Genomic DNA, 14,804 nt, shown 5'->3' on the forward strand with positions numbered 1-14,804 from the left:
GTGCCGGCGATGAGGCCCTCAGATTTGCATCGTTCTTGAGGCCGTCATCGCCGGCAAGCCGGCTCCTACAGTGGGGTTTAAAACATCTGCGTCAAATCAGAACTCGTGTTTCATCGATGTGGTCCTATAGGCTATGCAGCCTAGGCGCACACCCGTGCGCAGTGCATTCAGGGAGCTTCACACATGAAACGTTTTGCCTTGGCGATCATCTGCGGTGTTCTGGCCACCTCGGCCGTGGCCGCTCCAAAAGATTGTGAAGAGCTCAGGAAAGAGATCGAGGTCAAGATCCAGGCCAATGCCGTGCCGTCCTACACCTTGGAGGTTGTCAGCAAGGAAGAAGCTGACAAGCACGACGTGGCCATGGTCGTCGGCAGCTGTGAGAACGGCACTAAGGCAATCATCTACCAGAAAAACAACGACTGATCAGAGGCAGTTCACACTGCGTTCTTCGGCCAGCAACTTGCCAGCAGCGTCATACAGCCGGATGTTGGGCGTGAATGCCAGCGAGCGTCCTTCCAGTTGATAGTGCTGCCCCGCCCGGAAGTTGTCGTATTGCAGGGTCATGAAGCAGGTGCGGTCGCGCGTCTGGTCCAGCCCGCCGATCCCCGTGCCGGTGTTCACCTCGAAATCGAAGCGCACCATCAGCTCATGGCTGCCCGGTGGCACCTGGAAGAAACGCCCATCGTTGAGGTTCTTGCCGTCCAGGCGCTGGGCCATTACCAGCTTGGCACCGGGTGTCGGGGTGATGAAGTCGACCCAGGCCTGGTGCGGGTCCGCCGGCGGGATCGGGGTTGTCGCGCACGCTGTGAGAAGCACGGCGGCGAGGGGAAGCAAGAGCTGGCGCATGGCAGGCACTCAACGGTTGGAAAGAATTGAGCCTGGCGCGGATGGCAGCAGACTCCCTGTGAGTATAAACACGCCACGCCATGGAAAAATTCCGTGCAGGCAGGATAGTCTGGCGAGCCAATAACCCAGGAGTGCTCAGGGCATGGTCAGGCGTTTTCTTCCAGGGTTGCTGGCGGTGCTGCTCAGCGGCTGTTCCAGCGTCAGTTATTACAGCCAGTTGGCCAGCGGCCAATGGCAGTTGCTGCGTGCGCGTGAGCCGGTTGCCGAGGTGATCGCCGACCCTTCCCGCCCCCAGGCGTTGCGTGAGCACCTGGTGCAATCGCAGAAAGCGCGCGCCTTTGCCAGCGAACACCTGCATTTGCCCGACAACCAGAGTTACAGGTTGTACGCCGACATTGGCCGGCCTTACGTGGTCTGGAATGTCTTCGCCACGCAGGAGTTTTCCCTTTCACCTGAAACCCATTGCTTCCCCATTGCCGGTTGCGTGGCCTATCGCGGTTATTACAACCAGGGCGCGGCGCGTGGCGAGGCGGCGCTGTTGCAGCAACGGGGCATGGACGTGTCGATTGGCGGGGTGGAGGCTTATTCGACCTTGGGTTGGTTCAACGACCCGATCATGAGTTCGATGATGAACTGGGGTGATGAGCGCCTGGCCACGCTGATATTCCATGAGTTGGCGCACCAGCGTTTTTATGTGAAGGACGACACCGAGTTCAACGAGTCCTACGCCAACTTCGTCGAGCAGGAAGGCACCCGTCAATGGCGTGCGGCACGCGGCCTGGCGCCAGTCAGCGACGCGGCATTGAAGCAGCGCGACCAGTTTATCCGGCTGGTACTCGACACCCGCAAGCGCCTGGAAACGCTGTATGCCCAGCCGTTGGCCACCGATGTGATGCGCCAGGCCAAGGCCGCAGAGTTCGAGCGCTTGCGCCGTGATTATCGGCAGATGCGCGACAGCCAGTGGGCCGGGGATAAACGCTATGACGTGTGGATTAACCAGCCGATGAACAACGCGCGACTGTTGCCGTTCGGGCTGTATGACCAGTGGGTACCGGCGTTTGCGGCGTTGTTTCGGCAGGTGGATGGGGATTGGGTGCGGTTTTTTGCGGCGGTGGAGAAGATGGGTGGGTTGCCGGTGGCGCAGCGTAAGGCGGCGTTGAAACAGTTGGAGGGTGGAGGGCCTTAGGGCCTCATCGCAGGCAAGCCAGCTCCCACAGTTGACTCCATTTCAAATGTGGAACCCGGTCAAATGTGGGAGCTGGCTTGCCTGCGATGGCAATCTCAAGGCTGCTGCAAAAACGCCTGATGCATCTGCGCCAACGTCTCAAAATGCCAAGTCGGCGCCTCGGCATTCAACTCCTCGAAGCTGCCAAACCCATACCCCACCGCCGCCGAATCCAGGCCATTGCTGCGCGCGCCGATCAGGTCGTGCTTGCGATCACCAATCATCAAGGTGGTGGCCGGGTCCAGGCCTTCTTCGCTGATCAAGTGCGCGATCAACTCGACCTTGTTGGTACGCGTGCCGTCCAACTCGCTGCCGTAGATCACCTTGAAATACTTGGCGAAATCGAAATGCCGGGCGATTTCGCGGGCGAACACCCAGGGCTTGGAGGTGGCCACGTAGAGCTGGCGGCCTTGGCTGCTCAGGTCTTCCAGTAACGGCATCACGCCCTCGAACACGCGGTTCTCATACAGGCCGGTGACCTTGAAGCGCTCGCGATAAAAATTCACCGCCTCCCACGCCTTGGCCTCATCGAAGCCGTAGAACTGCATGAAGGCTTGCAGCAGCGGCGGCCCGATGAAGTGTTCCAGCTTCGTCAGGTCCGGCTCGTCGATGCCCAGCTTGCCGAGGGCGTACTGGATCGAACGGGTGATCCCTTCGCGCGGGTCGGTGAGGGTGCCATCCAGGTCGAACAGCACGGTGGGGTAATTCAGGGTCATTGATCGAATCCTTCGGCCAGGTGCAGGTCTTTGAGCTTCACGTAGTTCGCCGCGCTGTAGGTGAAAAAGGCACGCTCCTTGTCAGTCAGCGGGCGGATTTGTTTAACCGGGCTGCCCACGTACAAAAAGCCGCTGTCGAGTTTCTTGCCCGGTGGCACCAGGCTGCCGGCGCCGATGATCACGTCATCCTCGACCACGGCGCCGTCCATCACGATGCTGCCCATGCCGATCAAAATGCGATTGCCGACGGTGCAGCCGTGCAGCATGACCTTGTGGGCGATGGTCACGTCGTCACCGATCAGCAGCGGGAAGCCGTCCGGGTTGAACGGGCCGGCATGGGTGATGTGCAGCACGCAGCCGTCCTGCACGCTGGTGCGGGCACCGATGCGGATGCGGTGCATGTCGCCACGGATCACCGTGAGTGGCCAGACCGAGCTGTCGGTGCCGATTTCGACATCGCCGATCACCACCGCCGAAATATCGACAAAAGCCCCGGCGCCCAGGGTTGGCGTGTGGTTCTGATAGGTGCGAAGGGTCACGATAGCTTCTCTCTCTTCTGCTGATAGCTGCGGTGGGCATTGATTGTAATTAAGATGGCCCCATCTTTGTTCTTACATGTTTCTTCAGCCAAGGTACCCACCGTGAGCGCGAACAACCCACTTCTGCAGTCCTACGACCTGCCCCCGTTCTCGGCGATCCGTGCCGAGCACGTCCAGCCGGCCATCGAACAGATCCTCGCCGACAACCGCGTCGCCATCGAAGGCATCCTGCAAAGCCAGGGCAAAAACCCTACGTGGGCTGGCCTGGTGCTGGCCATGGACGAGCTGAATGATCGCCTGGGCGCTGCCTGGAGCCCGGTCAGTCACCTCAACGCCGTGTGCAACAGCGCCGAATTGCGTGAGGCGTACGAAAGCTGCCTGCCGGCGTTGAGCGCCTACTCCACCGAGATGGGTCAGAACCGTGCGCTGTTCCAGGCCTTCGAAGCCTTGGCCAACAGCCCGGAAGCCGCCGGTTTCGACGTGGCGCAGAAAACCATCCTGGAACACTCCCTGCGTGACTTCCGCCTGTCGGGTATCGATTTGCCGCTCGAGCAGCAAAAACGCTACGCCGAAGTGCAGAGCAAACTGTCTGAGCTGGGCAGCAAGTTCTCCAACCAGTTGCTGGATGCCACCCAGGCCTGGACCAAACACGTTACCGATGAAGCCATCCTCGCCGGCCTGACCGACTCGGCCAAGGCGCAGATGGCCGCCGCTGCCCAGGCCAAGGGCCTCGACGGCTGGCTGATCACCCTGGAGTTCCCGAGCTATTACGCGGTGATGACCTACGCCCAGGACCGCGCACTGCGTGAGGAAGTTTACGCAGCCTACTGCACCCGTGCGTCGGACCAAGGCCCGAATGCCGGTCAGAACGATAACGGCCCGGTGATGGAGCAGATCCTCGACCTGCGCCAGGAACTGGCTCAGTTGCTGGGCTACGCGTCCTTCTCCGAGCTGAGCCTGGCCACCAAGATGGCCGAGTCCAGCGACCAGGTGCTGAGCTTCCTGCGCGACCTGGCCAAGCGCAGCAAGCCGTTTGCCGCTCAAGACCTGCAACAGCTCAAGGCTTACGCCGCAGAACAAGGCTGCGCCGACCTGCAAAGCTGGGACAGCGGTTTCTACGGCGAAAAACTGCGCGAGCAGCGCTACAGCGTGTCCCAGGAAGCCCTGCGTGCCTACTTCCCCATCGACAAAGTACTGGGCGGCCTGTTTGCCATCGTGCAACGCCTGTACGGCATCGAGATCGCCGAGCAAAAAGGCTTCGACACCTGGCACCCGGACGTCCGCCTGTTTGAAATCAAAGAAAACGGCCAGCACGTGGGCCGCTTCTTCTTCGACCTGTACGCCCGCGCCAACAAGCGTGGCGGCGCGTGGATGGACGGCGCGCGTGACCGCCGCCGCACGATCGATGGCGTATTGCAAAGCCCGGTGGCCAACCTGGTGTGCAACTTCACTCCGGCCGACAGCGGCAAGCCTGCCCTGCTGACCCACGATGAAGTGACCACGCTGTTCCATGAGTTCGGTCACGGCCTGCATCACTTGCTGACCCGCGTTGAACACGCCGGCGTGTCCGGCATCAACGGCGTGGCTTGGGATGCGGTGGAGCTGCCGAGCCAGTTCATGGAGAACTGGTGCTGGGAGCCTGAAGGCCTGGCGCTGATCTCCGGCCACTACGAAAGTGGCGAACCACTGCCACAAGACCTGCTGGAAAAAATGCTCGCGGCCAAGAATTTCCAATCTGGCCTGATGATGGTGCGCCAGTTGGAGTTCTCGCTGTTCGACTTCGAGCTGCACGCCACTCACGGCGACGGCCGCAGTGTTGCCCAGGTGCTGGAGGGTGTGCGTGATGAGGTGTCGGTAATGCGTCCGCCGGCCTACAACCGCTTCCCCAACAGCTTTGCGCATATCTTCGCGGGTGGTTACGCGGCGGGTTACTACAGCTATAAGTGGGCGGAAGTGCTGTCGGCCGATGCCTTCTCCAAGTTCGAAGAAGACGGCGTGCTCAACCCCGACACCGGCCGTGCCTTCCGCGAAGCGATCCTGGCCAGTGGCGGTTCCCAGGCGCCGATGGTGCTGTTCGTCGATTTCCGCGGACGCGCGCCGTCGATTGACGCACTCTTGCGCCACAGCGGCCTGAGTGAGGACGCGGCAGCATGAGTGAAGGGCCTGTGATTACCAAGAAACAATTTATCGCCGGGGCGGTCTGCCCGGCGTGCAGCGAACCGGACAAGTTGAAAATGTGGACCGAGGACAACGTGCCGCACCGCGAGTGCGTGGCCTGCGGTTATACCGACACGCTGAATGACCAGGGCTTGTCGGTGCCCAAGGAATTGGGCACGCGGGTGAATACGTCGGCGTTGAAAGCGCCGGCGGACCCGAAGGTGCAGGCGGTGCAGTTTTTCCCCAATCCGAAGCTGAAAAAAGACTGACTGATTTGATGTTTTTTTGCCCTGAAACACAGGTTTCAGGGCGAAGAGCATTAAGCATCTACTCCCCTCGATTCTGTCGCGTGTTCCAGGATGGCTGCTCCCGTTTGCGGTTATCAAGGAAGCACCATGCCGGACCCCAACCCCCTGTTACAGGACTATCACCTGCCGCCTTTCTCGGCCATCCGTGCCGAGCACCTTGTGCCTGCCATCGACGCAATTGTGCTGTGCAGTCGCGCCGAAGTAGCCCGCATCATTGCCAGCCAGCAACACCACCCAAACTGGGATGATTTGATGTTGGCGATGGAAGCCATTACCTCCCGCATTGACGAGGTGTTAACGGTGATTTACATCCTCGACAGCACCCATACCGACCTAAAGTGGTTGGAGGCCAGTGCGCAAGCCACTTTTCGGGCCTCAGCGTTCACCCAAGAGCTAACGGGTAATCAAGGGCTGTACGACTGCTACAAAGCCTTGGCCGCGAGTTCACCTGCGGCGCTGTTTGATGCATCCCGCCAGAGTTTGCTGAAGCGCACGCTGAAAAAATTTCGGCTGGCCGGCATTGAGCTGGAACCGGCTGTGCAGAAAAAACGGGTGACGCTCGACCATGAAATTGCCGGTCTCCAGCAATTGTTCCTGACCCGACTGGAACAGGCTAACAATGCGTGGCGCAAACACATCAGCGATGAATCGCGATTGCATGGGCTCACTCCTGCCCTCAAAGCACGGATGGCACAGAAGGCGCGAGCGGCTAACTTGCAGGGTTGGCTTATAACCCTGAATGAAGAGATTTACCGGGAATGCATGGCTTATGCGCAGGATCGAACATTGCGAGAGGAGATTTTCGTTGCCTACAACACGCGTGCTTCTGATCTGGGCCCGCACGCTGGGCAGTTCGACAATGGCCCCTTGTGGCAAATGCTGAGGGTCAGCCGTCATCAGAAAGCCACGCTACTGGGTTACGCCAATTTTGTTCAGTTGGCACTCGAGCCTCAAATGTTGGAGACCGGGGATCAAGTCCTGGATTTTATTCGTGACCAAATTACGTCATCACGCGCGGTCTTTGCACATGACAAACAGGTGCTTGAGACGCTGGGTCATGAGCTTGGATTGGAAAGCCTGCAACCCTGGGATTTCGCCTTCCTGGCGCAAATCATTCGGCAACGAACCAGCGGGGTTCGCGAAGACGAACTGCGCGTCTATTTTCCACTCGACAACACCTTGTATCGGTTGTTTGCGCTTATGCAGCAGCTGTTTGGCATCGAAATCAGCGAGCTTTATGGCTTCGACACTTGGGCGCCCGGGGTCCGGCTCTTTCAGGTAACAGAGCATGGTGAAGTGCTGGGGCAGATCTTTTTTGTGCCGTATCGACAAAATGACGGGGATTATCCCTATGCAATATCGTTGAGGAACCGCTGGACCACGGCTGAAAGTCGCAGGGTGCAACCGATGGCTGTGCTGTTCACTCAGTTTGAAGGTACCCCCGATGAGCCGAGTTTGCTCGGGCATCGGCAACTCAAGATCCTTTTTCATGAGTTCGGTCATTGCTTGCAGCAAGTATTGGTGGGCGTCGGTTTCCGCACCAAAATGGGCACCGATGACTCAGGTATGGACAGCGCGGAATTTTTCGGCCAGTTCTTTGAGCGCTGGTGTGATTCGCCGGATTGTCTCGTATGGCTTTCCAGCCATTTCAAAACGGGGGTGTCTTTGCCCATGGCGATGGCTCGGCAACAAGCCCTGTATGCCGATACCCAGTCTTCCTGGGAGCGGGCAGAGTCGTTGACGCTGGCATTGTTTGATATCGAAGTACACGGCTCACAGGGCGATGGACGTACCATTGAACAAGTATTTGCGAGTGCCAATCGTGAAGTCGGTCACCTGCCGGCGCTGGACACTGTGCGTTATGTCAATGGTTTCAGCCATTTAGTATCGGGATATGAAGGTAGGTTTTATGCCTACCAATGGTCTGATGTGCTGGCGCATAAAGCCTTCAAAAGATTTGAGCGCGAAGGTGTTTTCAATGCCGCGACGGGTCGAGCGTTTCGCGAGCAGGTGCTCGCTCCTGGCCACTCTCGTTCGTTACTTGAGTCGGTTCACTTGTTTTCAGGGGAGCCCTCGGCGAGCGCGCCTTGAAATCAGGTGTCGGAATTGGCCGTGTTCATCCAGCTTTTCATTGAACACAGGGCAAAGGCGCTGGTGCTGCACTCCCCGTTCTGCAGTGCCGTGCGTAGCTTGGCGATGTCCGCCTTCATCATGTAGCGAACACCGTCCTTGAAGCCGTTGCTGCTGCCGAAGCCGCCTTGGGTCATCTCGTTCAGCGCATCTTCCTTGCTCCAGCCTTGCACCACCACGCGGTACATCGCGGCCATCAGGCCGGTGCGGTCAGAGCCGTGTTTGCAATGCATCAACACCGGGCCGTTGGCTTCGGCTTCCTGAATCGCCCTGAGCGCCGCGAGCACGTCGGAATCGTCGACATGGTTGGTGCGATAAGACAACTGCACCTGTTTGATATCAGAGGACTTCAGCCAAGGTGCATCAGATTCCGGCAGGAAGTTGATCACTGTGCCGATCTTCATTTGTTCCAGCACAGGCAGCGCGTTGCTGTCTGGCAGGGCACTGCGATACAGCGTTGGCGTCATCTGGTGCAGGTTGAATTGGTTGCCCACGGGCTGGGCCCATTCGGGCGGGCGAATAGACGTTGCATCGTCGGCTTGGGCGCAGGTGCCGATAAACAGTGCGAGAAACGCCAGGCTGAGAGCAGGCAGCAATCGGAGAGTGAACATGCGCGATATGACCAGATAAGGGTGTGTTGATGGCGCCCAGAGTGGTCTTTGCGGGGTGAATGGGGTGTGAGGTGTGCGTCAAAGAATCGTGAACAGGGGTATCTGATCCGTTGTTTTCGCCGCTGAATCGATTCTCTACGATGCTTAGCCTGCTATCATTTGTAACTATTGATTGCCAGTGTGTTCTATCCCCTTGGATCCCATGCCCTGGCAAGCCTTCACGCTGCTCTCAGAAGCGGCTGAAAAACCCGTGACCACATGATGAGGTGCACCCATGTCTGATCAAGATCAAGACAACCCCCGGCGTGACTTTTTGCGCAAATCCTTGACCTTGATCCCGATGGTCACGGTTGCCAGCACCGGCCTCGGTGGCTCGATGCTGATGGCGACACCGGAGCCGGCCCAGGCCGCTCCCGCCAAACCACCCGCCAGCGAAAAGCCCTATGAGCCGACCTACTTCACGGCCGAAGAGTGGGCCTTCATCAACGCTGCCGTCGCGCAGCTGATTCCTGCGGATGACCAGGGCCCGGGTGCACTGGAAGCCGGTGCGCCGGAATACATCGACCGCCAGATGAACACGCCTTACGCCAGTGGCGCACTGTGGTTCATGCAAGGCCCGTTCAACGCCGACGCCGCGCCAGAGATGGGTTGGCAGTCCAAACTGGTGCCCAAGGAAATCTATCGCCTGGGTATCGCTGCCACGGATGCGTGGTCGAAGGCATTCAACGGGAAAGCTTTTGCTGCGCAAGACAGCGCTACCCGAGACGATATGTTGCGTCGCTTGGAGGCTGGCGGCAGTGAAGTGAGCGAGCATTTCGAGGCGGTGCCACCGAAAATGTTCTTTAACCTGCTGCTGCAAAACACCAAGGAAGGGTTCTTTTGCGACCCGATCCACGGCGGCAACAAAGGCATGGTCGGCTGGACCATGATCGGTTTCCCCGGCGCCCGCGCCGACTTCATGGACTGGGTTGAACGCAACGAGCAATACCCCTTCCCGGCAGTTTCCATTCGCGGCGAGAGGGCATAAACGTGGCGACCATCATGAAGAAAGTAGACGCGGTGATCGTAGGCTTTGGCTGGACCGGCGCGATCATGGCCAAGGAGCTGACGGAAGCGGGCCTCAACGTGGTAGCGCTGGAGCGCGGCCCGATGCAGGACACTTACCCGGACGGCAACTATCCCCAGGTCATCGACGAACTGACCTACAGTGTGCGTAAAAAACTCTTCCAGGACATTTCCAAAGAGACGGTGACCATTCGCCATAGCGTGAATGACGTCGCCCTGCCCAACCGTCAGTTGGGCGCGTTCCTGCCGGGCAATGGCGTGGGCGGCGCAGGTTTGCACTGGTCAGGCGTGCACTTTCGTGTCGACCCGATTGAGCTGCGTATGCGCAGCCATTACGAAGAGCGCTATGGCAAAAACTTCATTCCCAAGGACATGACCATCCAGGACTTCGGCGTCAGCTATGAAGAGCTGGAGCCGTTTTTCGACTACGCCGAGAAGGTTTTCGGCACTTCGGGCCAGGCGTGGACGGTCAAGGGGCAGTTGGTGGGTGAAGGCCGTGGCGGTAACCCATATGCGCCAGATCGTTCCAACCCGTTCCCGTTGGAGTCGCAGAAAAACACCGTCTCTGCACAGCTGTTTCAGAAAGCCGCTACCGAGATCGGCTACAAACCCTACAACCTGCCATCCGCCAATACGTCGGGGCCGTACACCAATCCCTACGGCGCGCAGATGGGCCCGTGCAATTTTTGCGGGTTCTGCAGCGGCTACGTTTGCTACATGTATTCCAAGGCCTCGCCGAACGTGAACATCCTGCCAGCGTTGCGCCAGGTGCCGAACTTCGAGCTGCGGCCCAATTCCCATGTGCTCAAGGTCAACCTCGACAGCACCAAGAGCAAGGCCACCGGCGTGACCTACATCGACGGCCAGGGCCGGGAATGCGAGCAGCCGGCCGACCTGGTGATCCTCGGGTCTTTCCAGTTCAACAACGTGCGGTTGATGCTGCTGTCGGGTATCGGCAAACCTTACGACCCCATCACCAATGAAGGCGTGGTAGGCAGGAATTTCGCCTACCAGAACATGGCCACCATCAAGGCGTTCTTCGACAAGGACACCCACACCAACAACTTCATCGGTGCGGGTGGTAATGGCGTGGCCATTGACGACTTCAACGCCGACAACTTCGACCACGGACCGCATGGTTTCGTAGGCGGCTCGCCGATGTGGGTCAACCAGGCGGGCAGCCGTCCGATTGCCGGTACTTCCAACCCCCCGGGCACCCCGGCCTGGGGCAGTGCCTGGAAGCGCGCTACCGCCGATTACTACACCCACCAAGTGTCGATGGACGCTCATGGAGCCCATCAATCCTACCGGGGCAACTACCTGGATCTGGACCCGGTGTATCGCGATGCCTACGGCCTGCCGTTGTTGCGGATGACGTTCGACTGGCAGGAAAACGACATCAAGATGAACCGCTTCATGGTCGAGAAAATGGGCAAGGTCGCGCAAGCGATGAACCCCAAGGCCATTGCGTTGCTGGGCAAGAAAGTCGGGGAACATTTCAACACCGCGTCGTACCAGACCACCCACCTCAACGGTGGCGCGATCATGGGCACCGACCCGAAAACCAGCGCGTTGAACCGCTATCTGCAGTGCTGGGATGTGCACAACGTATTTGTGCCCGGCGCATCTGCTTTCCCACAGGGCCTGGGCTACAACCCGACCGGCCTGGTGGCGGCGCTGGCCTATTGGTCGGCGCGGGCGATCCGCGAGCAGTATCTGAAGAACCCCGGCCCACTGGTTCAGGCATAAGGAGCGATGACCATGAAAGCACTCGTTATCGCCTCCCTGGCGCTGTTCAGCAGCTGTTCTGTGAGCGCGGCTGAAACCGACCTGATCAAGCAGGGCGAATACCTGGCCCGCGCCGGTGACTGCGTGGCCTGCCACACCGCCAAGGGCGGTAAACCCTTCGCCGGTGGCCTGCCGATGGAAACGCCCATCGGCGTGATCTATTCCACCAACATCACCCCGGACAAAACCGGCCTGGGCGGTTATAGCTTCGAAGACTTCGACAAGGCCGTGCGCCATGGCGTCGCTAAGAGCGGTAGTACCCTTTACCCGGCGATGCCCTACCCGTCTTACGCACGCGTCAGCGATAGCGACATGCAGGCGTTGTATGCGTATTTCATGAAGGGGGTGGAACCGGTTGCCCAAGAGAACAAGGACAGCGACATTCCTTGGCCCCTGAGCATGCGCTGGCCGTTGGCGGCATGGCGGTGGATGTTCGCGCCGGGGGTTGCAGAGGCGCAGCCACAGGCGGCTGCCGACCCGGTGATCAGCCGCGGCGCCTACCTGGTGGAAGGCCTGGGCCACTGCGGTGCCTGCCATACGCCGCGTGCCCTGACCATGCAGGAGAAAGCCCTGAGTGCCACTGACGGCAATGCGTTCTTGTCTGGCAGCGCGCCACTGGAAGGCTGGATCGCCAAAAGCCTGCGCGGTGACCACAAGGACGGCCTCGGCAGTTGGAGCGAGGAACAACTGGTGCAATTCCTCAAGACCGGCCGCAGTGATCGCAGCGCGGTGTTTGGCGGTATGAGCGACGTGGTGGTCCACAGCATGCAGTACATGTCGGAAAATGACCTGACCGCTATCGCTCGTTACCTCAAAAGCCTGCCGGCGGTGGACCCGAAAGATCAGCCGCACCTGTACGACAAGCAGGTGGCTGACGCGCTGTGGAAAGGCGATGACAGCAAGCCCGGCGCCTCGGTGTATATCGACAACTGTGCGGCTTGCCACCGCACCGACGGCCACGGCTACACGCGCGTGTTTCCGGCACTGGCGGGTAACCCCGTGTTGCAGACGGCGGATGCCACGTCCTTGATCAACATCGTGTTGAACGGCGGCACCTTGCCGGCCACTCACGCGGCGCCGTCCACCTTCACCATGCCGGCGTTTGCGTGGCGCCTGTCGGACCAGGAAGTGGCAGATGTGGTCAGTTTCGTGCGTGGCAGTTGGGGTAACAAGGGCGAACCTGTGAAGGCCAGCGACGTGGCGGACCTGCGCAAGAACGACATGCGCACCACCTCGGGCGATGACCTGGGCCAAGTGACGCAAAAACACTGACGCGTACCTGACCGCCAAACGGCACTGGTCAGAACCCTTGCGCCTCGATACTGTATATAAAAACAGTATCGAGGCGTTTTCATGTCTACTCCGTTGCCGCCCCGTGGCCGGGGCACTGCCACCAACCTGCACAACCGCTTCGCGCCCACCGTCAGCGTGGTTGAGGACGACGGTTGGTATCAGGAAGTGCCACCCACCCAGGGCACTGAAGTGCGCATCGAAACGGCCAAGACCATCATCACCCGCAACAACTCGCCGGACCTGCCGTTTGATCGCTCGATCAATCCTTACCGGGGTTGTGAGCATGGCTGTATCTACTGCTACGCGCGGCCTAGCCATGCGTATTGGGACATGTCTCCCGGTCTGGATTTCGAGACCAGGTTGATCGCCAAGAGCAACGCTGCTGACGTGCTGGAGCAGCAGCTGTCGAAGCCGGGCTATGTGTGTGCGCCGATCAACCTGGGCTCCAATACCGACCCGTATCAGCCCATCGAACGCGAATACAGGATCACTCGGCAAACCCTTGAAGTGCTGCTGCGCTACCGGCACCCGGTGACGATCATCACCAAGGGCTCGCTGATCCTGCGTGACCTCGACTTGCTCACTGAGTTGGCCAGGCAGCGACTGGTGGCGGTGATGATCAGCCTCACCAGCCTGGACGACGAACTCAAGCGCATCCTGGAGCCCCGCACGGCGGCGCCCAAGGCGCGTTTGCGGGCGATTCGCGTGATGCGCGAGGCGGGTATCCCGGTGGGTGTGCTGTGCTCGCCGATGATCCCCATGATCAACGACAGCGAGCTCGAAAGCCTGCTCACGGAGGCCCACGCAGCCGGTGCACAAAGTGCGGCCTACATGATGCTGCGCCTGCCCCTTGAGGTGGCGCCGCTGTTCGAGGAATGGTTGGCGGCGCATTATCCGCAGCGAGCGGCCCATGTGATGAGCCTGGTGCGACAAGTGCGCGGTGGCGAGGTGTATGACAGCCGCTTTGGCGTGCGTATGCGCGGTGAGGGGCCGTTTGCCGATTTGCTGGCCCAGCGCTTCAGCAAGGCGATCAAACGCCTGGGGCTCAATCGTCGTGAGGGGTTTAATCTGGATTGCACGGCGTTCTGTCCGCCGGGCAGGCAGATGGCATTGTTATAGGTAGACTATTAGGGATAAGAGCGTTCTTATTGTAGGAATGGTCGCACATTGACATCACTGAAACCCGCGATCTAGAGCGGTTTGTTCAGTTTGAATTAAGTTTCGATGGTTACCTTGTTCAGCGAGTGACTGATGGGTCGCGAGCCGGCTTTTGTGGCATTTCACAACTATTGCCCTGAGCCGGCGTCGAACTGGCCTGAATATTCCCCCTGCCTTAATCAAGAGGATGAATCATGAGTGACAAGGATAAACAGCCGTTGGCTGCGTCGGCATCAGCCCCTCAGGTGGCGGAAACCGCCGATGCAGCGCTGAAGCATATCGTTGACGGCTTTTTGCATTTCCATCACGACGTCTTCCCCCAACAGGAAGAACTGTTCAAGAAACTCGCCACGGCCCAGAGCCCGAGGGCGATGTTCATCACGTGCGCCGACTCGCGCATCGTCCCTGAGCTGATTACCCAAAGCTCTCCAGGCGATCTGTTTGTAACCCGTAACGTCGGCAACGTGGTGCCGCCCTACGGGCAGATGAACGGCGGTGTTTCCACTGCCATCGAGTACGCGGTGCTCGCCTTGGGCGTGCAGCACATCATCGTGTGTGGGCACTCCGACTGCGGTGCCATGCGCGCGGTACTCAACCCTGCCAGCCTGGAGAAGATGCCGACGGTCAGGGCCTGGCTGCGGCATGCCGAGGTCGCCAGGTCGATGGTTGAGGACAACTGCGACTGCGCCAACGAAGGCGAGAGCATGAAGGTGCTGACTGAAGAAAACGTCATCGCCCAGTTGCAACATTTGCGCACCCACCCTTCCGTGGCTTCGCGCATGGCCAATGGTCAATTGTTTATCCACGGCTGGATCTACAACATCGAGACCAGCGAGATCCGCGCCTACGATGCCGACCAGTCGGCCTTCCGCTCGTTGAGCGGCGACGGGCCGATCCCTTGCGCGACGCCTAAAGCGCGCTTCTAAAACACTTCCCTGCCGGGTAACGCGATGGCTGCCAATAGAGCA

14 protein-coding genes are annotated in these 14,804 nt (G+C 59.6%); 10 read left to right on the top strand and 4 right to left on the bottom strand.

Annotated features, from left to right (window positions below; genetic code table 11):
* Positions 1-183 precede the first annotated feature (183 nt).
* A complete protein-coding gene (locus AC07OV_RS23845) occupies positions 184-423 on the top strand; it encodes a DUF1161 domain-containing protein (RefSeq protein ID WP_176994609.1) in 240 nt (79 codons plus the stop codon).
* On the opposite strand, the gene AC07OV_RS23850 is transcribed toward AC07OV_RS23845, so the two are convergent.
* A complete protein-coding gene (locus tag AC07OV_RS23850; protein WP_176994610.1) occupies positions 424-846 on the bottom strand; it encodes a PA0061/PA0062 family lipoprotein in 423 nt (140 codons plus the stop codon).
* 142 nt (positions 847-988) lie between these two features.
* Here AC07OV_RS23850 and AC07OV_RS23855 point away from each other — a divergent pair, with 142 nt between their 5' ends.
* Positions 989-2,032 (top strand): aminopeptidase, encoded by a 1,044-nt coding sequence (locus tag AC07OV_RS23855; RefSeq protein ID WP_495093106.1) that lies wholly within the window; start codon positions 989-991, stop codon positions 2,030-2,032.
* A 95-nt stretch (positions 2,033-2,127) separates the two neighbouring features.
* On the opposite strand, the gene AC07OV_RS23860 is transcribed toward AC07OV_RS23855, so the two are convergent.
* Positions 2,128-2,787 (bottom strand): HAD family hydrolase, encoded by a 660-nt coding sequence (locus AC07OV_RS23860; protein WP_494998479.1) that lies wholly within the window; start codon positions 2,785-2,787, stop codon positions 2,128-2,130.
* Positions 2,784-3,326: a gamma carbonic anhydrase family protein gene (locus AC07OV_RS23865; protein ID WP_027608127.1), complete on the bottom strand. Its 543-nt coding sequence runs from the start codon at positions 3,324-3,326 to the stop codon at positions 2,784-2,786. Before AC07OV_RS23865 ends, AC07OV_RS23860 begins: the two co-directional genes overlap by 4 nt.
* 54 nt (positions 3,327-3,380) lie before the next feature.
* Between AC07OV_RS23865 and prlC the strand changes: the two genes are divergently transcribed.
* From prlC to AC07OV_RS23880, 3 genes are all read left to right on the top strand, one after another.
* Complete coding sequence (prlC, locus tag AC07OV_RS23870) at positions 3,381-5,480, top strand: oligopeptidase A (protein WP_495093107.1); 2,100 nt, start codon at positions 3,381-3,383, stop codon at positions 5,478-5,480.
* The gene (locus AC07OV_RS23875) at positions 5,477-5,752 is read left to right on the top strand and encodes a YheV family putative zinc ribbon protein (protein WP_010207776.1); all 276 of its coding nucleotides are present in this window, start codon (positions 5,477-5,479) and stop codon (positions 5,750-5,752) included. Before prlC ends, AC07OV_RS23875 begins: the two co-directional genes overlap by 4 nt.
* A gap of 126 nt (positions 5,753-5,878) precedes the next feature.
* Complete coding sequence (locus AC07OV_RS23880; protein ID WP_495093108.1) at positions 5,879-7,882, top strand: M3 family metallopeptidase; 2,004 nt, start codon at positions 5,879-5,881, stop codon at positions 7,880-7,882.
* A 2-nt stretch (positions 7,883-7,884) separates the two neighbouring features.
* Here AC07OV_RS23880 and AC07OV_RS23885 read toward each other — a convergent pair whose 3' ends face one another.
* Positions 7,885-8,532 carry a dual specificity protein phosphatase family protein gene (locus AC07OV_RS23885; protein WP_176994616.1) on the bottom strand — a complete coding sequence of 216 codons (648 nt, stop codon included), beginning with the start codon at positions 8,530-8,532 and terminating at the stop codon, positions 7,885-7,887.
* Positions 8,533-8,806: 274 nt separating this feature from the next.
* On the opposite strand from AC07OV_RS23885, the gene AC07OV_RS23890 reads away from it, so the two are divergent.
* The 5 genes from AC07OV_RS23890 (at position 8,807) to AC07OV_RS23910 (ending at position 14,762) form a co-directional block, all read left to right on the top strand.
* On the top strand, positions 8,807-9,559 hold the full coding sequence (locus tag AC07OV_RS23890; RefSeq protein WP_495093109.1) for a gluconate 2-dehydrogenase subunit 3 family protein: 753 nt from the start codon (positions 8,807-8,809) through the stop codon (positions 9,557-9,559).
* A gap of 2 nt (positions 9,560-9,561) precedes the next feature.
* Positions 9,562-11,346: a GMC family oxidoreductase gene (locus AC07OV_RS23895; RefSeq protein ID WP_494998483.1), complete on the top strand. Its 1,785-nt coding sequence runs from the start codon at positions 9,562-9,564 to the stop codon at positions 11,344-11,346.
* Between the two features lie 12 nt (positions 11,347-11,358).
* The gene (locus AC07OV_RS23900; RefSeq protein WP_495093110.1) at positions 11,359-12,657 is read left to right on the top strand and encodes a c-type cytochrome; all 1,299 of its coding nucleotides are present in this window, start codon (positions 11,359-11,361) and stop codon (positions 12,655-12,657) included.
* 81 nt (positions 12,658-12,738) lie between these two features.
* Entirely contained in the window at positions 12,739-13,797 is a 1,059-nt protein-coding gene (locus AC07OV_RS23905; RefSeq protein ID WP_176994620.1) for a PA0069 family radical SAM protein, read from the top strand.
* Positions 13,798-14,030: 233 nt separating this feature from the next.
* Positions 14,031-14,762, top strand: a complete 732-nt coding sequence (locus AC07OV_RS23910) for a carbonic anhydrase (RefSeq protein ID WP_176994621.1) — start codon at positions 14,031-14,033, stop codon at positions 14,760-14,762.
* Positions 14,763-14,804: the final 42 nt, after the last annotated feature.

The sequence above is a fragment of the Pseudomonas sp. GW821-FHT09A09 genome (assembly GCF_059418405.1).